Raw genomic sequence first — 21,675 nt, 5'->3', positions numbered from 1 at the left:
CCCGGCGCGCAACGGCGTGGCCGGGCATTAACAAGGATTACTCGCTCAGCAGGTGACCCATTTTGGCGGCTTTGGTATCGAGGTAGTGCGCATTTTTCGGATTACGTCCGACAATCAGCGGTACGCGCTCAACGATATTGATACCGGCTTCTGTCAGGATCTCCACTTTGCGCGGGTTGTTCGTCAGCAGGCGGACTTCATCCACGCCGAGCAGCTTGAACATATCTGCACACAGGGTGAAATCACGCTCGTCAGCGGCAAAACCAAGCTGGTGGTTAGCCTCAACGGTATCGTAACCCTGATCCTGCAACGCGTAGGCGCGGATTTTATTCAGCAGGCCAATGTTGCGGCCTTCCTGACGATGATAAAGCAACACCCCACGGCCTTCCTCAGCAATATGCGACAGCGCGGCTTCAAGCTGGAAACCGCAGTCACAGCGCAGGCTGAACAGGGCGTCACCGGTCAGACATTCCGAGTGAACGCGGGACAGAACCGGCGTTTGTCCTGAAATGTCACCAAACACCAGGGCGACGTGATCCTGCCCGGTTGCCAGTTCTTCAAAACCCACCATCAGGAAATCGCCCCAGGGGGTTGGCAGTTTGGCTTCTGCCACACGTTTAAGCTGCATGTGATTCTCCAGAGTAGGCTGACACGTTTCGTGCCTTTCGCCTGTTTGGCTTTTTGTATCTGTTCATTTTGCCACAAGCTCAGCGTGTTCGCCTAATTGCCGCCATGCTATACGAACGTTAAACGCACGATCCGACATCTCCACGCATCCAGTGAAATTCAGTTATGATTGTGACGCTTAGCGAAAAAGGAGAAGACATGCTTTCAATCGCCAGACGAACGGCAGCGGGCGCGGCCATCTTACTTATTATGCCTCTGGCTGTGTGGATATCAGGCTGGATGTGGCAGCCCGGGCAAAATGCCTTGTGGCTTAAATCATTGTACTGGGTCACCGAAACGGTCACGCAACCGTGGGGGATTATCACCCATGTGCTGCTCTGTGTCTGGTTTCTGTGGTGTCTGCGTTTTCGACTACGCCCGGCGTTGATGCTTTTTGTCATTCTCGGCGTGGCTATCCTGGTTGGCCAGGGCGTGAAATCCTGGGTGAAAGATCACGTTCAGGAACCGCGTCCTTTTGTTGTCTGGCTGGAAAAAGCACACGATATCCCGGTTGATGCGTTCTACAATTTAAAGCGTAAAGATCGCGCGGATCTGGTCAAAGAGCAGCTTGCAGAACAACACGACATTCCGAAATTTTTACGTAAGCACTGGCAAAAAGAAACCGGATTTGCGTTTCCTTCCGGACATACCATGTTTGCAGCCAGTTGGGCATTGCTTGGGGTTGGGCTACTGTGGCCGCGTCGTCGGACGCTAACCATCGCGGTGTTACTGGCCTGGGCAACGGCAGTGATGGGAAGCCGCTTACTGTTGGGGATGCACTGGCCGCGTGATCTGATCGTGGCGACACTCATCTCCTGGGTGCTGGTGACGTTTGCGACGTGGCTTGCTGAACGGCTCTGCGGGCCACTGACTCCACCTCCGGAAGAGAAGCAAGAAATCGCCGAAAGGGAACAAACCGGGGTGTGAAGGTTGATATTACGTCTTTTGCCCATAAATCCATGACTGGTGCGTCACTTTTTCCGTTTCGCGCCCGTCACTAAAATGGTAGTTTATAAGACTGATTACGGTGAGTTGAACACACTTTATTCGCTTGAACCACATAACGGGAAGTAATGTGAAATATTTACTCATTTTCTTACTGGTGTTGGCGATTTTTGTCATTTCAGTCACGCTGGGCGCACAAAACGATCAACTGGTGACGTTTAATTATCTGCTGGCGCAGGGCGAGTATCGGGTGTCGAGCCTGCTTGCTGTCTTATTCGCGGCGGGTTTTGCCATCGGCTGGCTGGTTTGTGGCCTGTTCTGGCTGAAAACCCGTGTTTCTCTTGTGCGCGCTGAACGTAAAATTAAACGACTCGAACATCACATTGCGCCTGCGTCCGACGTTCCGGAAAGCTCTGGTGTACCGGTAGTCAAGGAATAATCGAATATGCTCGAGTTGTTGTTTCTGCTTCTGCCTGTAGCTGCAGCCTATGGCTGGTATATGGGTCGCAGAAGTGCGCAACAAACAAAACAGGATGAAGCCAACCGGCTCTCCCGCGACTATGTTGCGGGGGTGAACTTCCTCCTGAGCAATCAACAGGACAAAGCGGTAGACCTGTTCCTCGACATGCTGAAAGAGGACACCGGCACCGTTGAAGCGCATCTCACCCTGGGAAACCTGTTCCGCTCTCGCGGAGAAGTTGACCGCGCCATCCGCATTCACCAGACCCTCATGGAAAGTGCCTCGTTAACCTACGAACAGCGTCTGCTGGCGGTGCAACAGCTGGGCCGGGACTACATGGCAGCGGGGTTGTACGATCGTGCTGAAGACATGTTCTCACAGCTGGTGGATGAAACTGATTTCCGCATCAGCGCTCTGCAGCAATTGCTGCAGATTTATCAGGCCACAAGTGACTGGCAGAAAGCCATTGATACCGCCGAGCGGCTGGTGAAGCTGGGGAAAGACAAGCAGCGCGTTGAGATAGCGCATTTCTACTGTGAGCTTGCTCTGCAGCAAATGGGCAACGACGACATGGATAAAGCCATGACGTTGCTGAAGAAAGGGGCCGCCGCAGATCGCAATAGCGCGCGCATCTCCATTATGATGGGGCGCGTCTTTATGGCGAAAGGCGAGTTTGCCAAAGCCGTTGAAAACCTGTTACGGGTCATCGACCAGGATAAAGAGCTGGTCAGTGAAACACTGGAAATGCTGCAAACCTGCTATCAACAGCTGGATAAACAGGATGAGTGGGTCACGTTCCTGCGTCGTTGTGTGGAAGAAAATACCGGTGCAACGGCCGAACTGATGCTCTCTGACGTGGTTGAGCAGCATGAAGGCAGTGACACTGCGCAGGTCTACATCACCCGTCAGCTGCAGCGCCATCCAACCATGCGGGTCTTCCATAAGCTGATGGATTACCACCTGAACGACGCAGAAGAAGGGCGCGCCAAAGAGAGCCTGATGGTACTGCGTGACATGGTCGGCGAGCAGGTACGCAGCAAACCACGATACCGCTGCCAGAAGTGCGGTTTTACTGCCTATACGCTGTACTGGCACTGTCCGTCATGCCGGGCATGGTCGACGATTAAGCCAATACGCGGCCTCGACGGGCAATAGTTTTTTAAAACACTTTATTTTAGTTACAACATACTGATGGTTTTTTAAAGACCGTTCGGTTCCGTGCGGAACTCAGCCTGGCAGGAAAGAAAATCGATTCTGTCAATTTGCGGCGTTGGCAGGTAGAATGCTGGCCGTTTATCTGTTCCGCGCCGCTGCGCGCCCATAGACGAAAAGGGCTGGTCATGACGTCTGTTACTTCCTCCGCTTCCCGCGTAGTTACCGATTCTCCTGTTGTTGTTGCTCTCGATTACAATAAGCGTGACGCCGCGCTGGCCTTCGTCGACGGTATTGATCCTCGCGACTGCCGCCTGAAAGTGGGCAAAGAAATGTTCACGCTATTTGGTCCGCAAATCGTTCGCGATCTGCAACAGCGCGGTTTTGACGTTTTCCTCGACCTGAAATTCCATGATATCCCGAACACAACGGCGCACGCCGTTGCCGCTGCCGCTGAGCTGGGCGTATGGATGGTGAACGTTCATGCATCGGGTGGGGCGAGAATGATGACGGCCGCCCGTGAGGCGCTTGTACCGTTTGGCAACGATGCACCTTTACTGATTGCGGTGACTGTGCTGACCAGTATGGATGAAAGTGATTTACGCGATCTGGGTGTGACGTTGTCACCTGCTGAGCATGCAGAACGTCTGGCGCGTCTGGCGCAAAATTGCGGTCTTGATGGTGTCGTCTGTTCGGCACAGGAAGCAGTGCGCTTCAAAAAAGAGCTGGGCCAGGATTTCAAACTGGTGACGCCGGGGATCCGTCCCGCGGGCAGCGAAATTGGCGATCAGCGCCGTATTATGACGCCTGAGCAGGCAATGGCTGCAGGCGTAGACTATATGGTGATTGGGCGTCCGGTGACGCAATCAGCAAACCCGGCAGAGACGCTTAAGGCTATCAACGCCTCACTGAAAAAGGGGGCGTAATGACCGATTCTAACAGCCGTCTGGTCTATTCAACCGAAACCGGACGCATTGATGAGCCGAAAGCGAAAACGGAACGCCCGAAGGGGGATGGCATCGTTCGCATTCAGCGCCAAACCAGCGGCCGAAAAGGAAAGGGCGTGTGTCTGCTCTCCGGTCTTGATCTGGATGACGCGGAACTGGCAAAGCTGGCGGCAGAGCTGAAGAAGAAATGCGGATGCGGCGGTGCCGTGAAAGACGGTATTATCGAAATACAGGGTGATAAGCGTGATTTAATTAAATCGTTGCTTGAAGCCAAAGGTATGAAAGTAAAACTGGCAGGTGGTTAAAATAAATGAGCCCCGGTTAATACCGAGGCTCTTTTTTTTACGTGCGTAAGTCAGACCTGCAATGTGCTCAATATATATCTTTATGCCGGTGGAGGCGTTTTAGTGGTTATTTGCCCACCTGGTGACCGATAATACCACCGACAGCTGCACCACCTAATGTGCCCAGCGTACTACCATCTGTTAATATTGCGCCACCGAGAGCGCCCGCGCCGGCACCAAGTGCGGTGTTACGATCGCGTTTAGACCAGTTAGAGCACGCGCTCAGGGACATTGCTACAGTGATGGCCAGAACAGCGGCGGCTAATTTTTTGCTGGTTAAAGACATAATACGTTCTCCTGAATTATCGATTCACAGAAAGGAGTACCCTTTAAGTATAGACAAGCTGCATACTTAAAATCCGTTCCCGTGAAAGCTGGTCGCGCAGGTGTACATAATCACGCAGGTGATAGTCACTTCCTGTTATATCGCTAATAATAATTCTACGTCTTTGAGGTAGATTAAACAGGTAAAAACTCTTAAAGGAGGGATGAGAATTATCTCAGACGAGGGGGAGGGTGCGCCCGGAATTCAGGCGCAAAAGAGCTTCAGGACGATTTCTTAATAATGTCGACAATAAGGCCATCACGTTCGAGTTGATGACGGTGGTCATTGCTCAGGCGATCGTCGGTAATGACGCGACTAAAGCGAGATATCGGCCCCATCATGTAGGGATGAACCGCACCAAATTTTGAACTGTCGGTAAGCACAATGGCTTCACACTCTTTTTCCAGCACGGCGTTAACCACATCCGAGCGCATCATATCCCGGCCGGTGAAACCTGTTTCTGGTTGCCAGCCGTCAATGCCGATGAAGGCCTTACTGAAATGTACCTGCTGTACATACTGACGAGTGAGTGGGCCAACCATGCTCTCGCTTTTTTTCTGGTAGATCCCACCCAACAGAATCACTTCGCAGTGCGTCTCCTTGAGCAAATGCGCAATATAACTACTGACGGTGATAATAGTGACGTTTTTTTGATCGGCAAGTGTGCGCGCCAGAAGAGCGTTGCAGCTGCCATTCTCAATAAAGACCGTTTCGCCATTGCTCACTAAAGACGCAGCAAACTCTGCCAGTTCTCGCTTCAGGGCATAGTTGTTCATCATGCGCGTTTCAACGTCCTCACTGTCGAGTGGGACGGCATAGCCATGCGCACGACGCAGGTAGCTCTGTTTTTCCAGAAGATTGAGATCCTGACGGATTGTGACTTCAGAAACACCTGTTGTTTTGGCGAGATCGACCACGCTCACGCGTCCCTGATCGATGACCATCTGCAAAATAATTTGTTGTCGGGAATTCATAGCATCCATTTAATAAAGCGAAACGAGGTCGGAAACGGTGTGATTACACTTCCCACGGGGCTTTGGGCTGTGTGTTTTCAGCTGTAATTTCGCTGCCATTTTGCGCCAGAAGCTCTGATTTCAGGATCTCAAGGTTACGGATCGCAGAGTGATAATCACCTGCAACCAGTATATCCAGCACCGTATCAATACGTTGTGCCACGGTTAGTGTATCAATGTTAGCCATAATCTCACCTCAGGCGCGAAAAGTTAATATTTTCAATGATGCAGAAAATGGATTCAAAAGAGAAGGGAAAAAAATGCAATAACTAAATTACATAAATGAAAGTGATAATTTTATCTCCTCTCATGCAGCAGGCTTAATGAGTGGATTAGTCTAAAACTGCGCGCAAGGCGCTTTTTTATATGAGGAATTAGACTATGACAGTTATTAACCAATCTACCTGTACGCTGTTTACCGATGCTGAACGTTTCACTCAGCTGGCAGGCTATTATGAGGCGGAACGTCGCACGGTCTGGATGATGTTGCGGGCGGAGCCACGACCTTGTTTTAACCATGCATTGATTGAGGAGATCATGAACCTCTCCTGGCTGGTACGGCAATCCGGTTTTGTTGTCGATTTTTGGGTAACCGGGTCGCTCGTACCGGATATGTACAATGCAGGTGGAGACTTGCAGTTTTTCGTGGACTGCATTCAGAACGGGCGTCGGGAAGCGTTACGTGCGTATGCCCGAGCCTGTGTCGATTGCGTACATGCGGCTTCACGAGGGTTTGATACGGGTGCTATCACACTGGCGATGGTCGAAGGAAGTGCGTTAGGCGGTGGGTTTGAGGCCGCTCTGGCGCACCATTTTGTTCTGGCCCAGCGCGATGCCCGCTTAGGCTTCCCTGAAATTGCCTTTAACCTGTTCCCGGGCATGGGGGGGTATTCGCTGGTTGCACGTCGTTCAGGCATGAAGTTGGCAGAGGAACTCATCTATAAAGGGGAGTCTCATACGGCAGAATGGTACGAACAGCATGGGTTAGTGGATGTGCTGTTTGAACCTGGGCAGGGCTATGTCTCCGTACGTACGTTTATTGATACGCTGCTGCCGAAACTGAACGGCGTAAGGGCAATGTTGCGTGCCCGTACTCGCGTTCTGCAACTGCCTCGCAGCGAATTGATGGATATTACGGAAGACTGGGTCGATGCCGCATTCTGCCTCGAACCTAAAGACATCGCCTATATGGAGCGCCTCGTTATGCTGCAAAACCGCCATCATGCGGCGGGATTACGCAAAGCCAGTTAACGCATCTTTCGCGACTGATAACGTTTTAGCCATCGCTCGAATGCGGCAGCGGGCATTGGCTTAGCAAACAAGAAACCCTGCCGTTCGTTGACGCCGTTCTTCGTCAGAAAGGCGTCTTCTTTTGCACTTTCCACACCTTCGGCAATAACCTGCAGGTTTAACGCCTGCGCAACGGCCACAATGGCCCGCACCAAAGATTGCGAGATCGATTGCTTATGAATATCCCGGACAAAAGACTGGTCGAGCTTGATGGCATCAATGGGGAACCGCGCCAGCTGTGAAAGGGAGGAATACCCAGTACCAAAATCGTCCAGATGAATTTGTGCGCCAAGCTGGCTGAATTGCTGGATCACAGAGAGCGCCAGCTCCTCGTTTTCGATCAGACAACTTTCGGTCAACTCAACGTCGACAGGGCAGTATTCAAAATTCAGATCCTTAAGCGCCTGCTTTAAATCGCTGAAAATGGTTTGATCGGCCAACTGCCGCGCAGAGACGTTCACCGCCACGCGCAGGTTAATGCCCTTGTCACGCCATTTAGCCACCTGCCGAACCACGTCAAGCATGACCCAACGACCAAGCGGCACAATCAGGCCGGACTCTTCGGCATACGAGATAAATTCCAGCGGAGGGATCAGCCCACGCTCTGGTGACTGCCAGCGCACCAATGCTTCAAGACTTCTGACTTCACCGCGCCAGGTCACTTTAGGCTGGTAGTGGATCAGGAGCTGATCGTTATCCAGTGCTTTACGCAGGTTGGTATCCAGCCAGAGATATTCAAAAACGCGCTGGTTCATTTCTGGTGAGAAAACGCAGAACTTGCCCCGACCATTCTCTTTTGCGGTATACATGGCGGTATCCGCATTACGGATAACGCTTTCCCGATCGTTACCGTGCTGTGGAGCTAGGGCGATACCCAGCGAACAGCCCGTGTAAATTTCAATCAGACCGATTCTGAACGGCTGACGCAGACGGGTCAGAATACGCGACGCCATCGCTTCCAGAGAGCTCTGCGACGTTTCTGTCGCCATGACAATAAACTCATCGCCGCCGAGTCGCGCCAGTACCTGGCCTTCATCCAGACAGCTGAGGATGGCGAGGGCAACAGCCTGCAATAACTGGTCGCCAAACATATGCCCGTAGGCATCGTTGACCTTCTTGAAGTTATCCAGATCGAGGTACACCACGCCGACCTGATTTTCCCCACGGGCGTCGATGGCATCAGAAATCAGTTCGTGAATGGCATTCCGGTTTGGCAACCCGGTAATGGTATCAGTGTTGGCCAGCACGCGCAGGCGCTCCTGGGCACGGCGTTCTTCCGTAATGTCGGTACCTGAACAGATAAGGAAAATTTCATTTTTACCGCTGCCGCTGTGCACAAATTTGTTTCTGAACAGAAACAATCTTTGCCCTTTGCGCGTTTTGATCCAGCGCTCAACTTCGTAGGAACTGCCGTTACGAAAGAAACCGGTAATATTACGTTTAGACGCAGCCGCTTCGCTGCGGCTCATGAACAGCTTAAACACGTTCTGACCAATGACTTCTTGCTCTTTCAGACCGGTGTACTCTTCACTCAGACGGTTGAAACGCTGAATATTGCCATGCTGATCGAGGATAACAATGACGGAGTTGGCTTCTGAGACAACCTGTTCGGCAAATGAGAGGCCCTGCACCAGATCGCGGGCGACAGAAGGGGTGTCATTCCAGGCGGAGGCCGTGCCAGCCCACTCTTTTTTACTGATTTTACGGCCAACGAGATGCACAGGGACATCTGCCCCGTACAGAGAAAGTGACATTGTGATACTGGAAGTAATAACCGTCAGCTGGCGAATAAGATCCGCTTGCTCATCAGTGAGTGCGACCACCTGAATGACATCGGTATTTTCGCTGGCGGCCAGATGCAGAGCATTGCTGTCCGCTGTCAGTCGCCACCAGGGGCTGTGAGTGCCCATGTAACGAAACAGCAAATTCTGCTCCAGATCGTCCATCATATTCTCTCCTGCGGCTGCTCGTTAGCGCAAAAAATATTCATCGGCAGTCGACTTTTCCGTAGTAAAAGAGCGGCAAAACCGAAGTGAACTTATTGTTTTTCCCTATTTTCTTATATTAAAACGACTCGGGTAAAAAAGGATACTCAACGTATAAAAATTCACGTAAACGAACATTACGACACTCTTTTACTGTAGATAACTCTGGCGATTTTGGGTGACTGGAGATTGAAAATAGTAAGAAAAAATGATGTTTTCGTTGTGCGGGGGAAAAATAGAAAATGTTGGCCCAATCTTAATGGAAAGGGCCAACATTTTAACAGGTTATCAGGCGACAGGGCGCGCGATAATACTGCGGGTTTCCATGCGGACTTCGGCAATGTTTACGTCAATCACGTCAGTGACTTTATAAACCGTTTCACCTTTGATTTGCACGGTACCGTTTTCCTGGCTACAGGTCAGTTCATCGCGGACAGCATGCAGGAACGGTGCAGGGATAAAGGCAACAGCACCGTTATCCACCAGGCGTACACGCATGCCACCACGGCTGATATCAATGATCTCAGCAGGGAAGCGGGTCTCGGTACCGGCTTTGTCATTCAGGAAGCGGGCATACAACCAGTCACCAACGTCACGTTCTGCCATACGGTTCAGGCGGCGGCGATCGGCCATCTGCAGGGTGGTGTCATCCTGAGGGCGCGCAACGGTTTCACCTTTGATAATCGCTTTCAGCAGGCGGTGGTTAACCATATCACCATACTTACGGATCGGGGAGGTCCAGGTTGCGTAGGCATCCAGACCCAGGCCGAAGTGCGGGCCAGGTTCCGTGCTGATTTCAGCAAAGGACTGGAACCGGCGAATGCGGCTATCCAGGAAACCGGACGGCTGAGCGTCGAGCTCACGGCGCAGTTTGCAGAAGCCCTGCAGCGTCAGAACTTCTTCCGGGTCAACATGCACATCGTGGTTTTTCAGCAGGGCGGCCAGTGCTTCGGTATTCGCCGGATCGAAGCCCGTGTGGACGTTGTAAATGCCGAAGCCCAGTTTGTCGCGCAGTACCCGTGCGGCGCAGATGTTGGCAGAAATCATGGCTTCTTCAACGATGCGGTTCGCAATGCGACGCGGTTCGGCCACGATATCCAGCACTTCACCTTTTTCACCCAGAACAAAGCGATAATCCGGACGGTCGCGGAAGACCAGCGCATGGGTTTTACGCCATTCGCCACGGTTCAGGCAGATGCGATGCAGCAGACGGATCTGTGCAGCGATGGCGTCTGAGTCCGGCTTCCAGCTGCCGGTGTCCTCCAGCCAGTCTGATACGTCGTCATAAGCCAGTTTGGCTTTCGATTCGATGGTTGCGGCAAAGAATTCGATATCGTCTTCAATCGTACCATCAGCGGCGATGGTCATACGGCAGGCAAGCACCGGACGCACTTCATTCGCCCTCAGCGAGCAGAGGTCGTCAGACAGTTCGCGCGGCAACATCGGGATGTTAAAGCCAGGCAGATAGTTGGTGAACGCGCGAATTTTTGCCGCATCGTCCAGCTTACTGCCTTCGACAATCCACGCGGTAGGGTCAGCAATGGCAACGGTCAAATGCAGCTTGCCATCGGCGCTCTCTTCAGCAAACAGCGCATCGTCCATATCTTCGGTGCTGGCGCTGTCAATGGTGACGAACTCCAGTGCGGTCAGATCGCGACGTGCCAGACCTTCGTCCTGCATCTCTGTCGCGACGCCATTTGGCGCTTCTTTTTCAAGATTATGGCGTGCCAGCGTCACCCACCACGGCACGAAATGGTCGTCGCCAAAGGTGATGAACTGCGTGAGTTCGGCATAGAAACCGCGATCGCCTTTCAGAGGATGACGGCGCATTTCTGCTACGGCCCAGTCACCCTCTTTAAAATCATGCTCAACACCACGCGCGGCGCGGCAAGGAACGGCATCTTTCAGCAGGGGATGGTCTGGAACGATAGAAAGACGATCGTCTTTTCTGTGGATCTTGCCGACGAAACGGGTCAGGAACGGTTCGATCAATGTTTCCGGCTCGGCGGATTCACGTTCCTTCTCGGTATGAATAACGGCAGTGATGCGGTCGCCGTGCATCACTTTCTTCATCTGCGGTGGTGGAATGAAGTAGCTTTTCTGCGCGTCAACTTCAAGGAAGCCAAAGCCCTTTTCCGTGGCTTTTACGACCCCTTCTGCACGCGGCGTCTGGGAATGCAGTTGCTGTTTAAGCTGCGCTAGCAGCGGGTTGTCCTGAAACATAATGTTCTATTTTCGTAGCCATTGAGCGGCTGACAGTTTTACGCGATTCTCACTGTCACAGCAAGGGATCTTTGGGTAATTAGTACGGTTATTCCTCTTTGCCAAGGGCGATGCTAAGGCGTTCGAGCCAGCCTCCAAATGCGCTTTGGGTCAGCAGGTTTATCGCCCGTACAGCAGGGAGCCCTTCGTCCGTCAGCGGAGTAAACTGCGCGGCACTGAAACGGTCTGGTGAATGTGTCAATAACGCTACCGCTGCGGAAAGCGCCAGAAGAGTCGGAGATTCATCTTCGCGGCTGTTTATCAGGATTTCACCCGTCAGATCGAGCAGCGCTGGCTCATGACAAAGCACCGGCGTCAGCACCTGAAGTGCAGGCTCTGGCTGCCAGCGGGAAAGGGAATCCAACTGATGAGCGTTGGCATAGCGCAGTTCAACAACAGGCAGAATAGACACCCACGTGCGGGCATGGACGGGCAGCGTATGGGGCTGGATATGATGTCCCGGTAACCAGCGTACGGGGTGTCCGAGTAACGCCTGGAAGACGGCGACAACGCGCGCCTGAAAACCGATAAAGCCGATGATCTGGTTAATAAGCACAATGTCATACGTTGTCAGACCTACCTCATCAAGCTGGTTCTGGGCTTTATCGTCGATGACGTCAGGTGAGCTGGCAAGCTGGCGGGCGTACTGAGTAATTTGCGCCAGGCGACGATTGCTTTCGCGTGAGGAATCGGGACCAGGAAGCGGGGTAAGCAGGGCGGCGTAATGGTTACATAGCCTCTGAACGCCGCAGGCCTGGGCCACCGTTAATGCAGTGCTTAGCCTGTCGTAGGCGCTTAACGTATGCAGACGGTTCACTGGGGTATCGCGCGGAAACAGCAGGTGACATAAAGCTCTGGCAGGGGTAAGCCAGCCAGAACACGCGGCGACAATCTCTTCAGGCAGGGTTAAATCGAGCAAAAAACGGTCGTCGACATTAGCGGCTTCGGGCACCAGCGGCAGGACATCCGACTGTGAGCGATTTGACTGGGTTTCATGATACCAGTGACCTTTGCCGGAAAAACGGCGTTGTTCCATGTGCGTTCCTTGATCTCAAATGGCGATCAATATCCTGGCGTAAGGTGAGCAAGGGGAAAAATATTGTTAGGTGATAACAAATAGCAGAACGGAATAACGAAGGGACGGCGGGGAAGGGAGAACTCTCTTCCCCGACGGGAAGAGAGTGACAGCTTATTTAATTTCCAGCTCGTTCATTGCAGCGATGTTGAAGCCGCCATCAACGTGAACCACTTCGCCGGAGATACCTGCGGAAAGGTCAGAGCACAGGAATGCTGCAGAGTTACCCACGTCTTCGATGGTAACGGTACGGCGAATCGGGGTAACCGCTTCGCAGTGTGCCAGCATTTTACGGAAATCTTTGATGCCGGAAGCCGCCAGGGTGCGGATTGGGCCAGCAGAGATACCGTTAACACGTACGCCTTCCGGACCCATTGCGTTCGCCATGTAGCGTACGTTCGCTTCCAGAGACGCTTTAGCCAGGCCCATAACGTTGTAGTTAGGGATTGCGCGCTCTGCGCCCAGGTAGGACAGGGTCAGCAGGGCAGCTCCTGGGTTCAGCATGGTGCGGCAAGATTTAGCCATCGCCACGAAGCTGTAAGAGCTGATGTCGTGCGCGATTTTGAAGCCTTCACGGGTTACCGCGTTCACATAGTCACCGTCCAGCTGATCGCCTGGAGCGAAGCCGATGGAGTGAACGAAGCCGTCGAATTTCGGCCATGCTTTTGCCAGTTCAGCAAACATGCCATCGATGCTTTCGTCTTGCGCAACGTCGCATTCCAGAACAATGCTGGAACCCAGCTGCGCGGCAAACTCTTCAACACGGCCTTTCAGCTTGTCGTTCTGGTAGGTGAACGCCAGCTCAGCGCCTTCGCGGTGCATAGCCTGTGCGATGCCATATGCGATGGACAGTTTGCTGGCAACGCCGGTTACCAGAATGCGCTTACCGGAAAGAAAACCCATAGCTTTGATCCTTATATTCATTGTTGTGGCGATCGTCATCTCAATGGGACAATCGTCGTTAAAACGCGGCGATAATATCACGTGTCGCGTGCTTAGTTAATCCGACCACTCTTTTGACGCACGGTTAACGGTCTTTTCGCCATGCATCAGCGGTTAATGCTTCACCAAAATGTCCGGCAATCAGTCGTTTGGTGAGATCATGAAGCGGGGAGGCCATGACATCTGCGGTACTTCCACGCTCGACAACTTCACCCTGATGCATGACCAGAACCTGGTCGCTGATGTGTTTCATCATGCCAAGATGCTGGGTGACGTAAATATAAGAGATCCCCTGTTTTTCCTGCAATTCCAGCATCAGGTTAATCAACTGTGAACGCATCGACATATCCAGCGACGCAAGCGCCTCGTCGGCGATGATCACTTTCGGGCGCAGGATTAACGCGCGCGCCAGCCCCAGACGCTGCTTCTGTCCGGGAGCCAGCATATGCGGGTAGTAACTTTCGTGATCGGGCAGCAGCCCAACCATACGCAGGGTTTCAAATATCCGTTTACGACGTGCCTCAGGATCCAGGTTGGTATTCAGCCGCAGCGGAAAGTCCAGGATCTGCGAAATCCGCTGGCGTGGGTTAAGCGATGTCGACGGATCCTGAAATATCATGCGGATACGCTGGCTGCGGAAAGAGTAATCACCGAATGTCAGGGGATGATCGTCAATCAGCACTTCGCCACTGGTGGGTTCTACCATTCCCGCGAGCATTTTCGCCAGCGTGGATTTCCCCGAACCGTTCTCGCCGATGATTGCCAGGGTCTGTTTTTCGCGCAGCATAAAGCTCAGTGGTTTCACTGCTTCAACGGTCTGGCGGTGAAACAGCCCTGTACGGTAGCGAAAGGTCTTACTCAGGTTGCGGACTTCCAGCAAAGTTTCGACCATTTCACTCTCTCTCCATGTTCAGCGGGAAATGACAGGCGTAAAGATGATTTTTGGCACCTGTCAGACGCGGCGTCTCAATACATTTACGCTGAGCGTACGGACAGCGTGGCCCCAGACGGCAGCCAATTGGCAGCGACTCCAGCAGCGGGATCGCGCCCGGTAGCGTGTTCAGGCGGCTTTTGTGTGGCATGGCACTGCCAAAATCCGGGATCGCACGGATCAACGCCTGCGTATAGGGGTGGTGCGGCGTGTTGACCAGGTCTTCACTGATGGCGGTTTCAACCGTCTGCCCGCAATACATCACATCAATTTTATCTGCCCATTTGCTGAGCATCTGCAGGTCATGACTGATCAGCAAAATGGTGGTGTTATTGTTCTGGTTCAGACGTGAAAGCAGGCGGAAAATCTGCGCCTGTGTGGTCGGTTCCATCGCATTCGTTGGTTCATCAGCAATCAGTAAACGCGGCTGGTTAGCCAGCGCAATGGCAATCATCACCTTCTGACACTCACCGTCCGTCAGCTCGTAGGGGAAACTGCGCATCGCGTCTTTGTGATCTTTGATCCCGACGCGGTGAAGTAGCTCAATGGCGCGACGTTTGCGCCAGCCGAAACGCTGCCACCAGCGGCCTTTGTACGTCCAGCCGGGAATGTTCTGCATCAGCTGTTTGCCCACGCGCTCCGACGGGTCGAGACAGGATTGTGGCTCCTGGAAAATCATAGAGACGTTATGACCCACCAGCTTGCGGCGCTCGCGCGGAGAGAGGCGCTGCAGGTCGATATCATCAAAACGCATGCGGTCAGCGGTGACGCGCCAGTTGTCTTTCGCCACGCCGCAAATGGCTTTGGCGATCAGGCTCTTTCCTGATCCAGACTCGCCCACCAGACCGCGAATTTCGCCTTCTGCAAGGGTAATGCTGATGCGATCGACGGCCTTGACCCAGCCTTCACCGGTTTTGAATTCGATAGTGAGATTGCGGATATCAAGAAGCGGCATTATTGCACCCCCGCATTAATTGCACGGCGAATACCGTCGCCCAGCAGGTTGACAAGCAGCACGCTCACCATAATGGCTGCCCCCGGCAACATGACTGTCCACGGTGCAACGTAGATAAGCTCCAGCGCGTCGCCGAGCATTGCGCCCCATTCAGGTGACGGCAGTTGTGCACCCAAATCGAGGAAACCGAGTGCGGCGATGTCCAGAATTGCCATCGACAGCGCCCGGGTGATCTCGGTGACCAGACCTGACGCGATATTCGGCAGCACGGCAAACCATAAAATATTGGACGTTGTCGCCCCGTCCAGACGGGCTGCGACAACATACTCTTTTTCCAGTTCGTCGTGCACCATGCTGTACACCGAGCGAACGATGCGGGGCAGGATGGCCAGCCAGACGGCGAACATGGCATGCGTCAGGTGCGGCCCGGCGAAGGCCACAACAATAATGGCCAGCAGCAGAGACGGAATAGAGAGCAGGGTGTCCAGAATATGGTTCAGCACCGCCGAGCGCAGGCCATGTGTCGACCCGGCAAAAATGCCAAGCGCCAGACCACAAACCGTTGCCCCAAGCGTCACCACAAATGCGCCACCGACCGTCGGAGCTGCGCCGCTCAGCAGGCGGCTTAACACATCGCGGCCAAGATCGTCGGTTCCCAGGAAGAAGGAGACTTCACCGTAGCGCGACCACGACGGAGGCAACAGCTGATAGCCGAGGAACTGCTGATCAATACCATACGGTGCAAACCACGAGCCAAAGATGCAAAGCACAACCAGACCCGCACAGCCATACAGGCCGATCATTGCCGTGGTGTCACCATAGAATTTACGCCACACGGTACGTAACGCACCAGGCGTGCGTTTTTCGCTGTATACGCTATCGTAAGGCATACCATTCCTTATGCTTCAACGGGTTAGCCATTGCACCCAAAATATCGGAAATCACGTTAACAATAATAACCAGTGAGCCGATCACCATCACGCCCGCAGAGAGGGCGGCGTAATCCTGCTGGCGGATGGCGTTAATCATCCAGCGTCCCAGGCCTGGCCAGCTAAAGACCATCTCGGTGATCATCGCCAGGGTCAGCATGGTTGAGAACTGTAGCCCCAGGCGTGGGATAACGGGTGGCAACGCATTGTGCAGCACATGGCGGCGCAAAATGGTCAGACGCGATAACCCGCGCGTGGCGGCGGCTTTGACGTAGTTTTGATCGAACACCTCAATGGTGCTGATCCGCATCAGGCGGATCACTTCGGTTGTCGGGGCCACAGCCAGCGTCAGCACGGGCAATACCATATGACGCAGGGCGCTGACGATCATTTCATGACGCCAGACGGAATCAGACAGCCACGCGTCAACAATCGCAAACCCGGTCACCGTTTTTACTGTATAAAGCAGGTCAAAACGGCCAGAAACCGGCAGCCAGCCCATCGTCAGTGAGAAGAAAAGCGTCAACAGCAGCGCCAGCCAGAAGATCGGGATTGAGAAGCCGAGCAGAGCGAGGGCGCTGATGAATTTATCCTGCCATTTGTTGCGATAAATCCCCGCCAGCATCCCCACCGGAATGCCCACCATCAGCGCAAAGCCGAAAGCCAGAATGCACAGTTCCATCGTGGCCGGGAACACCACTTTCAGCTGCTCTGAAATAAGCTGACCGTTGATACTGGATACGCCAAAATCCCAGTGCAGCAGGCCGTTAAACCAGAACTGCCACGCGTCCCACAGCGACGAGCCATGAAGCGGGGCGTGTGGGGTGAAATAGCTCAGACTAAAGCCGACAAATGTCAGGAAAAAGAGCGTCACCAGCAGCAGCAAGAGTCGACGCAAGGTAAAAATAATCATGGTTTTTTCACCTCTTGTTCTTTTTCGCGAGAGACGCCCGCGAAGGAGGCGTTACCAAACGGACTCAGTACCAGCCCTTTAATATCGTAACGATAGGCCTGGAGACGCAGGGAAGAGGCGAGTGGTAGCACAGGCAGTTCACGGGCGAGAATGTTTTGCGCTTCGTCATAGGCGTCGATGCGTGAGGCAAGCTGTTGCGACGCGAGCGCTTTTTGCAGCACGGCGTCAAACTCGCGGTTACACCAGTGAGCATAGTTTGTTTGCGAGTTAATGGCTGCACAGCTCAACAGCGGACGGAAGAAGCTGTCCGGGTCATTACTGTCGGTGGCCCAGCCCGTTAACGTCAGGTCATGATTCATATCCATCAGGCGCGCCTCCTGGAAACGACCCTCGACCGGTACGATGACCACTTTGACGCCGGCTTGCGCCATATCGGCCTGCAGCAGCTCGGCAGTTTTGAGTGGGCTTGGGTTCCACGCCTGTGAACTGGTCGGTACCCACAGCTGGAGCGTCAGGTTTTCTGCGCCCAGTGCTTTAAGCTGTTCGCGCGCTTTCGCCGGATTGTATTCAGTAATTTTAGCTTCACCATCATACGCCCAGGAGGCGCGCGGTAAAATAGAGGCAGCCGTTTCAGCCGTACCATAATAGATAGACTGCATCAGTCGCTGGTTGTTAATGGCCAGGGCCAGTGCATGACGCACGGCAGGGTTATTCAGCGGTGGTTTATCGGTGTTAAACGCCAGATATGCGATGTTCATGCCGGGACGTAACGTCAGACGCAGGCGTGGATCGTCGCGCAGAATGGTCAACTGGCTGGCAGCCGGCCAGGCGAGTACGTCGCATTCGCCGGTCAGCAGTTTCGAAAGACGCCCCGTTCCGCCGGAACCGAGATCAACCACCACCTGTGGCATCAGCGGGGTGCCGCGCCAGAAATGTTCATGGCGCTGCAGGCGAATATATTGCCCGGAGCGGTATTCGGCCACCTGGAACGGACCTGTACCGACAGGCTGACGGTCAAGTAACTCCTGATGATCGTTTTTGGTCAACTGAGCCGCGTATTCGGCAGACATGACGGATGCATAGTGTGTAGCCAGATGCCACAGGAAAGAGGCATCCGGGCGCGCCAGGGTAAACTCAACCGTCCGGTTATCCAGCTTGCGTACGCTTTTAACGGTGTCGGCAAACTGCAGACTGTCAAAATAAGGGAAGCTTCCCCCGTTAACGTTATGCCACGGATGGTTACGGTTAAAGATACGCTGGAAGGTAAAGACTACATCATCTGCGTTTAGCTTGCGCGTAGGGGTAAACCACGGCGTGTGCTGGAAAGCGACATCATCGCGAAGGCGGAAACGGTAAGTCGCGCCGTTATCCAGCACTTCCCAGCTTTCGGCAAGCTCAGGAACCAGACGATAGGTATACGGGTCAACATCAAGCAGACGATCGTAAAGCTGGGCGGCGAGTGTATCAACAATCAGCCCGCTTCCCGCTTTTTGCGGGTTAAAGGTATCAACCTGGCCGCTGACGCAATAGACGAAGCCGCTATCGCGAATATCAGGAAGCGCAGCCCGCTCGGGCGCAGCAAAGGCCATGTTACTGAACAGGCCAAGTGCAAACAGGGACGATAAAACCAGACGCATAATTTTTAAGGTATTACTTATAAAGTGGTTATCTTATTAATATTAAACGACGTTTTCCAGCGCCGTTTGCTCCTGAGGGCACCCTGGGGGCAATAGCGTTTGCAGTCGCTCATTTAGCATTACGACCTGATCGGCGTTCATACCCGCTATCCACTTTGAATATACCTCATAAACCATCTTAGCATTTTCATGCCCCATCTGACTTGCAATAAACGACGGATTTGCCCCGGAAGACAGCAACCAGCACGCATATGTGTGGCGTGACTGATAGGGTGGACGCCGCCGAATGCCAGAGCGTTTCACTGCTCTCTTCCAGCTGCCGCCAATGCTTCCTCGTGCAAAATATGGGCTCTTAGTCTTCGACTGGCTTCCCGGGGAGAACACAAACCGAATGCTCTGTTGCTCAGTCAGTCCGTGCTCTCTGTGATGAAAGGTTATTTCTGTTTTCTCTCTGCTCCCGGTAAGCAAAAACTGCTCTCTAATTGCCTCCAGAGCTGGCTGAAGTAACGTTACTGTGCGTTCGCCGGCCGCTGTTTTGGGTGGAACAAACAGGCCTTTATTCGTGATATTCCGGCTTATATGTATTTCACCTTTATCCAGGTCAATGTCATCCCATGCCAGTGCGCAAATCTCCCCGTGACGCAATCCGGTATGCACGGCAAAAACCCACATCAGACTTTGTGGTTTAGGCAACGCAGCAATCAGCGCCTGGTATTCGTGAAAAAGCAGGGGGTCTGGTGCTTTTTTGGATACCGTCAGCATTTTTACATTTTCGTGTGGAACGTGGGTAATGATTTGATCTCTTTGCGCAAGCCTGAGGATCGCACACAAGACTTTCATTATGTTGTTTACTGTTGAAGGTGTCCGGCCTTGCTTATTGAAACAGGGTATTTTTTTATTTACCACCTCTCCGGTGAGCAGCTCTTTTCTGTACCGAAGAACATCGATATGCTGAATATCAGATAGCCGGGTTTCACCACCGACAATCTCTTTGAGAGTGGTGACGGCGGACTCATAATTTGCATACGACGCAGCGCTGACTTCCAGAACCTTACTGGAAAGAAAAACATCGCAAAGCCCTTTAAATGTCGACACCCTTTGAGTTGATGAAAACTTTTTAAGCGCCTTTGACTCGGGGAAACGGTCTGCATAGCGAAAGGTGCCAAGCTGTATCTCACTCGTTATGAGCGCACGCAGATTTCCCGCTTTTTTGATATTGCTGCTGTTAGCAACCCAGCCACGCAAGACTTCGCGGCAGCGAATGCCGCGAAAAGTAAATGAAATCCTGATTTTTCCGTTATGTATTTCTACGCCAGTCGGGTATTTCATTAAGCATCCTGAACTAACTGATTAATCTTCGGGTAGTTGTACCAAAGCAGCCCTTTGGAGTTGTCAGTCTGGCCGAGAGCGGTCAGGCGTTTGAAGTGAACTCCCTCGATCCATAATTGCAGTCGGTAGCTTTTTATTTGACCTTCCGAGAGACCTGTTTTTTCGGAGAGTCTGGCCTCAACAACCCATTCTTCGTTAAAAATCACCTGTGACATGGTTCACCTCAGGTAACCGGCACGAGTATAAAAGTGCCGGTGTTGTGACGTTGATAAATCGTTATCAGTTATTCCTGAATGATTCAGTCATAGCCCGGGTAGCCGTAGTCATCCGGGTCGCAGTCGATAACGATCTTCGACTGGCCGTAATAAAGCGCGAACACCATCTTTTCCCACTTGGAACGCAGCCCGGTGGTATTAACGATGCGCTGCACGAACTGGTCATCAATCTTGGCGCTGTAAACCTCAAATACCTGGTCGCCGTCGATCTGCTCACCTTCAATCGCACGCATGTCCAGGCAGTTATCCAGGCTATATTTACTGCGTTCGCTGCTATAGCGGCTATAACCTTCTTTGCTCTTATCGAAATAGAAGTGCTTATACTCCGTACTCAGAACGCTCTCGCTGTCGATGAGCCGGAAGTCCGGGAATTCCCAGTTTTCCTCACGAGCCTGCTCAGCGTGGTCATCAATGAATGCCTCCAGCAGGACGCTGAGCTTGATTACTGGCGGTAGAAGATCTTCTTCCATCGCATTTTTGAGCGCTTTCTCAGCCTTTTGCACCATGTCGTTGGTGATATTGCTGCTTGCGAACACCGCACTCAGGCGGTCGGCGATCATGGAGTTGTAGCGGGCCAGATCAATGACGCTATCAATGTTGCCAGGGAGAGCATTTTTAAAGGCTTCTTTCGCGCCTTTGCTGAAGTCACCCCACGACGAGAACGAGTCATCGATGACATCAACGAGGAATTTCTCTACCCGTTTATCGATGATTTCCAACATTTTGGGGCTGGTAGACATAACGGTAATACGCTGTGCAAGTACATCTGCGATGGATGCTCTTGATAGCATTTCAACTGCACCCGGCTCGGCAATTTGTTCATTATTTTGTTGTTCGTTCATAATATTTTTTCCAAAGAATTATTCGTTATCAGGAAACCTGCCCAGGTAGGGATCGCAGTCGCCGCATCCCGGTCATTGCCGTGGCCACGTAACTCGCCTTCCGGTTCACCACCTCAACCCAGACCTTCACGCCTTCCACTTTCACCGTATAGGTCTCTTTCATCTTGCTTCGACCGTAATCGCCGTAACGTCGTTGGTGGGCAGCCAGCGCTAGGTCGCATGCCTGGCGCGCTAACGGGGATTGCTGATTACCTCGGTTAATTAGTCGCATGTCGTCACTCCTTTGCAGCGCTCAAACTCTTTGATCAGAGTGTTAACCTGTGATTTTTCAACACCCAAAAACTCAGCAATTTCCCGTAGGGTGCTGCCGTTTTTGCGCATAGATGCTGCTGTAGCGCGCAGGTAATGACGGCGTGGGGAAGAAATTTTATGGCTCATATTTATTCCTTAAACGGGAG

At 52.8% G+C, this 21,675-nt stretch carries 24 protein-coding genes; 6 read left to right on the top strand and 18 right to left on the bottom strand.

The genetic code is table 11. From position 1 onward, the window contains the following. Positions 1-37: 37 nt before the first annotated feature. On the bottom strand, positions 38-628 hold the full coding sequence (gene ribA / locus HV318_RS03890) for a GTP cyclohydrolase II (RefSeq protein ID WP_182271649.1): 591 nt from the start codon (positions 626-628) through the stop codon (positions 38-40). A gap of 197 nt (positions 629-825) precedes the next feature. Between ribA and pgpB the strand changes: the two genes are divergently transcribed. The 5 genes from pgpB (at position 826) to yciH (ending at position 4,475) form a co-directional block, all read left to right on the top strand. Then, positions 826-1,593 (top strand): phosphatidylglycerophosphatase B, encoded by a 768-nt coding sequence (gene pgpB, locus HV318_RS03885; protein WP_182271648.1) that lies wholly within the window; start codon positions 826-828, stop codon positions 1,591-1,593. Between the two features lie 148 nt (positions 1,594-1,741). Further along, complete coding sequence (locus HV318_RS03880) at positions 1,742-2,050, top strand: LapA family protein (protein WP_182271647.1); 309 nt, start codon at positions 1,742-1,744, stop codon at positions 2,048-2,050. A 6-nt stretch (positions 2,051-2,056) separates the two neighbouring features. Next, positions 2,057-3,226 carry a lipopolysaccharide assembly protein LapB gene (gene lapB / locus HV318_RS03875; protein WP_182271646.1) on the top strand — a complete coding sequence of 390 codons (1,170 nt, stop codon included), beginning with the start codon at positions 2,057-2,059 and terminating at the stop codon, positions 3,224-3,226. A 185-nt stretch (positions 3,227-3,411) separates the two neighbouring features. Next, positions 3,412-4,149, top strand: a complete 738-nt coding sequence (gene pyrF / locus HV318_RS03870; protein ID WP_182271645.1) for an orotidine-5'-phosphate decarboxylase — start codon at positions 3,412-3,414, stop codon at positions 4,147-4,149. Continuing rightward, positions 4,149-4,475 (top strand): stress response translation initiation inhibitor YciH, encoded by a 327-nt coding sequence (yciH, locus tag HV318_RS03865; RefSeq protein ID WP_182271644.1) that lies wholly within the window; start codon positions 4,149-4,151, stop codon positions 4,473-4,475. Before pyrF ends, yciH begins: the two co-directional genes overlap by 1 nt. A gap of 106 nt (positions 4,476-4,581) precedes the next feature. Here yciH and osmB read toward each other — a convergent pair whose 3' ends face one another. The 3 genes from osmB to yciZ all read right to left on the bottom strand — a co-directional run bounded on the left by osmB (position 4,582) and on the right by yciZ (position 6,039). Further along, complete coding sequence (gene osmB, locus HV318_RS03860) at positions 4,582-4,800, bottom strand: osmotically-inducible lipoprotein OsmB (RefSeq protein ID WP_182271643.1); 219 nt, start codon at positions 4,798-4,800, stop codon at positions 4,582-4,584. A 260-nt stretch (positions 4,801-5,060) separates the two neighbouring features. Next, positions 5,061-5,813: a DNA-binding transcriptional regulator YciT gene (yciT, locus tag HV318_RS03855; RefSeq protein WP_182271642.1), complete on the bottom strand. Its 753-nt coding sequence runs from the start codon at positions 5,811-5,813 to the stop codon at positions 5,061-5,063. Positions 5,814-5,856: 43 nt separating this feature from the next. Beyond that, a complete protein-coding gene (gene yciZ, locus HV318_RS03850) occupies positions 5,857-6,039 on the bottom strand; it encodes a YciZ family protein (RefSeq protein ID WP_182271641.1) in 183 nt (60 codons plus the stop codon). Positions 6,040-6,233: 194 nt separating this feature from the next. Between yciZ and HV318_RS03845 the strand changes: the two genes are divergently transcribed. Next, positions 6,234-7,103 carry a crotonase/enoyl-CoA hydratase family protein gene (locus tag HV318_RS03845; RefSeq protein WP_182271640.1) on the top strand — a complete coding sequence of 290 codons (870 nt, stop codon included), beginning with the start codon at positions 6,234-6,236 and terminating at the stop codon, positions 7,101-7,103. Here the strand turns inward: HV318_RS03845 and pdeR are convergent. From pdeR to HV318_RS03775, 14 genes are all read right to left on the bottom strand, one after another. Continuing rightward, positions 7,100-9,091, bottom strand: a complete 1,992-nt coding sequence (gene pdeR, locus HV318_RS03840) for a cyclic di-GMP phosphodiesterase (protein WP_182271639.1) — start codon at positions 9,089-9,091, stop codon at positions 7,100-7,102. The two genes, HV318_RS03845 and pdeR, sit on opposite strands and share 4 nt — an antisense overlap. Positions 9,092-9,415: 324 nt before the next feature. After that, positions 9,416-11,350 (bottom strand): exoribonuclease II, encoded by a 1,935-nt coding sequence (locus tag HV318_RS03835; RefSeq protein WP_182271638.1) that lies wholly within the window; start codon positions 11,348-11,350, stop codon positions 9,416-9,418. Positions 11,351-11,438: 88 nt separating this feature from the next. Next, the gene (locus HV318_RS03830; protein ID WP_182271637.1) at positions 11,439-12,425 is read right to left on the bottom strand and encodes a CMD domain-containing protein; all 987 of its coding nucleotides are present in this window, start codon (positions 12,423-12,425) and stop codon (positions 11,439-11,441) included. A gap of 153 nt (positions 12,426-12,578) precedes the next feature. Further along, positions 12,579-13,367 carry an enoyl-ACP reductase FabI gene (gene fabI, locus HV318_RS03825; RefSeq protein ID WP_182271636.1) on the bottom strand — a complete coding sequence of 263 codons (789 nt, stop codon included), beginning with the start codon at positions 13,365-13,367 and terminating at the stop codon, positions 12,579-12,581. A 124-nt stretch (positions 13,368-13,491) separates the two neighbouring features. Then, on the bottom strand, positions 13,492-14,298 hold the full coding sequence (gene sapF / locus HV318_RS03820) for a putrescine export ABC transporter ATP-binding protein SapF (protein ID WP_182271635.1): 807 nt from the start codon (positions 14,296-14,298) through the stop codon (positions 13,492-13,494). Between the two features lies 1 nt (position 14,299). Continuing rightward, entirely contained in the window at positions 14,300-15,292 is a 993-nt protein-coding gene (gene sapD, locus HV318_RS03815; RefSeq protein WP_182271634.1) for a putrescine export ABC transporter ATP-binding protein SapD, read from the bottom strand. After that, the gene (gene sapC, locus HV318_RS03810) at positions 15,292-16,182 is read right to left on the bottom strand and encodes a putrescine export ABC transporter permease SapC (RefSeq protein ID WP_182271633.1); all 891 of its coding nucleotides are present in this window, start codon (positions 16,180-16,182) and stop codon (positions 15,292-15,294) included. Before sapC ends, sapD begins: the two co-directional genes overlap by 1 nt. After that, positions 16,169-17,134 (bottom strand): putrescine export ABC transporter permease SapB, encoded by a 966-nt coding sequence (gene sapB, locus HV318_RS03805; RefSeq protein ID WP_182271632.1) that lies wholly within the window; start codon positions 17,132-17,134, stop codon positions 16,169-16,171. The genes sapC and sapB overlap by 14 nt, the downstream gene beginning before the upstream one ends. Continuing rightward, complete coding sequence (sapA, locus tag HV318_RS03800) at positions 17,131-18,771, bottom strand: ABC transporter substrate-binding protein SapA (RefSeq protein WP_182271631.1); 1,641 nt, start codon at positions 18,769-18,771, stop codon at positions 17,131-17,133. The genes sapB and sapA overlap by 4 nt, the downstream gene beginning before the upstream one ends. A 42-nt stretch (positions 18,772-18,813) precedes the next feature. Then, positions 18,814-20,100: a site-specific integrase gene (locus HV318_RS03795; protein ID WP_182271630.1), complete on the bottom strand. Its 1,287-nt coding sequence runs from the start codon at positions 20,098-20,100 to the stop codon at positions 18,814-18,816. Then, positions 20,100-20,315 carry an excisionase family protein gene (xisR, locus tag HV318_RS03790; RefSeq protein ID WP_182271629.1) on the bottom strand — a complete coding sequence of 72 codons (216 nt, stop codon included), beginning with the start codon at positions 20,313-20,315 and terminating at the stop codon, positions 20,100-20,102. Before xisR ends, HV318_RS03795 begins: the two co-directional genes overlap by 1 nt. Before the next feature lie 83 nt (positions 20,316-20,398). Further along, the gene (locus tag HV318_RS03785) at positions 20,399-21,217 is read right to left on the bottom strand and encodes a hypothetical protein (RefSeq protein ID WP_182271628.1); all 819 of its coding nucleotides are present in this window, start codon (positions 21,215-21,217) and stop codon (positions 20,399-20,401) included. Positions 21,218-21,245: 28 nt separating this feature from the next. Continuing rightward, positions 21,246-21,488 (bottom strand): DUF4060 family protein, encoded by a 243-nt coding sequence (locus tag HV318_RS03780; protein WP_182271627.1) that lies wholly within the window; start codon positions 21,486-21,488, stop codon positions 21,246-21,248. After that, the gene (locus HV318_RS03775) at positions 21,479-21,655 is read right to left on the bottom strand and encodes a helix-turn-helix domain-containing protein (RefSeq protein ID WP_182271626.1); all 177 of its coding nucleotides are present in this window, start codon (positions 21,653-21,655) and stop codon (positions 21,479-21,481) included. Before HV318_RS03775 ends, HV318_RS03780 begins: the two co-directional genes overlap by 10 nt. Between the last annotated feature and the right edge of the window lie 20 nt (positions 21,656-21,675).

Origin of the sequence: Enterobacter sp. RHBSTW-00901, assembly GCF_014103115.1 — a bacterium.
Classification (GTDB): Bacteria; Pseudomonadota; Gammaproteobacteria; order Enterobacterales; family Enterobacteriaceae; genus Enterobacter; species Enterobacter cloacae_P.
The sequence above is the reverse complement of the archived record's forward strand: the minus strand, read 5'-3'. Positions and strand labels throughout refer to the sequence as shown.

Coding starts and splice junctions, on each gene's coding strand:
- ribA (WP_182271649.1), bottom strand. CDS start 628: ATGCAGCTTAAACGTGTGGCAGAAGCCAAACTGCCAACCCCCTGGGGC.
- pgpB (WP_182271648.1), top strand. CDS start 826: ATGCTTTCAATCGCCAGACGAACGGCAGCGGGCGCGGCCATCTTACTT.
- lapB (WP_182271646.1), top strand. CDS start 2,057: ATGCTCGAGTTGTTGTTTCTGCTTCTGCCTGTAGCTGCAGCCTATGGC.
- pyrF (WP_182271645.1), top strand. CDS start 3,412: ATGACGTCTGTTACTTCCTCCGCTTCCCGCGTAGTTACCGATTCTCCT.
- yciH (WP_182271644.1), top strand. CDS start 4,149: ATGACCGATTCTAACAGCCGTCTGGTCTATTCAACCGAAACCGGACGC.
- osmB (WP_182271643.1), bottom strand. CDS start 4,800: ATGTCTTTAACCAGCAAAAAATTAGCCGCCGCTGTTCTGGCCATCACT.
- yciT (WP_182271642.1), bottom strand. CDS start 5,813: ATGAATTCCCGACAACAAATTATTTTGCAGATGGTCATCGATCAGGGA.
- yciZ (WP_182271641.1), bottom strand. CDS start 6,039: ATGGCTAACATTGATACACTAACCGTGGCACAACGTATTGATACGGTG.
- HV318_RS03845 (WP_182271640.1), top strand. CDS start 6,234: ATGACAGTTATTAACCAATCTACCTGTACGCTGTTTACCGATGCTGAA.
- pdeR (WP_182271639.1), bottom strand. CDS start 9,091: ATGATGGACGATCTGGAGCAGAATTTGCTGTTTCGTTACATGGGCACT.
- HV318_RS03835 (WP_182271638.1), bottom strand. CDS start 11,350: ATGTTTCAGGACAACCCGCTGCTAGCGCAGCTTAAACAGCAACTGCAT.
- HV318_RS03830 (WP_182271637.1), bottom strand. CDS start 12,425: ATGGAACAACGCCGTTTTTCCGGCAAAGGTCACTGGTATCATGAAACC.
- fabI (WP_182271636.1), bottom strand. CDS start 13,367: ATGGGTTTTCTTTCCGGTAAGCGCATTCTGGTAACCGGCGTTGCCAGC.
- sapF (WP_182271635.1), bottom strand. CDS start 14,298: ATGGTCGAAACTTTGCTGGAAGTCCGCAACCTGAGTAAGACCTTTCGC.
- sapD (WP_182271634.1), bottom strand. CDS start 15,292: ATGCCGCTTCTTGATATCCGCAATCTCACTATCGAATTCAAAACCGGT.
- sapC (WP_182271633.1), bottom strand. CDS start 16,182: ATGCCTTACGATAGCGTATACAGCGAAAAACGCACGCCTGGTGCGTTA.
- sapB (WP_182271632.1), bottom strand. CDS start 17,134: ATGATTATTTTTACCTTGCGTCGACTCTTGCTGCTGCTGGTGACGCTC.
- sapA (WP_182271631.1), bottom strand. CDS start 18,771: ATGCGTCTGGTTTTATCGTCCCTGTTTGCACTTGGCCTGTTCAGTAAC.
- HV318_RS03795 (WP_182271630.1), bottom strand. CDS start 20,100: ATGAAATACCCGACTGGCGTAGAAATACATAACGGAAAAATCAGGATT.
- xisR (WP_182271629.1), bottom strand. CDS start 20,315: ATGTCACAGGTGATTTTTAACGAAGAATGGGTTGTTGAGGCCAGACTC.
- HV318_RS03785 (WP_182271628.1), bottom strand. CDS start 21,217: ATGAACGAACAACAAAATAATGAACAAATTGCCGAGCCGGGTGCAGTT.
- HV318_RS03780 (WP_182271627.1), bottom strand. CDS start 21,488: ATGCGACTAATTAACCGAGGTAATCAGCAATCCCCGTTAGCGCGCCAG.
- HV318_RS03775 (WP_182271626.1), bottom strand. CDS start 21,655: ATGAGCCATAAAATTTCTTCCCCACGCCGTCATTACCTGCGCGCTACA.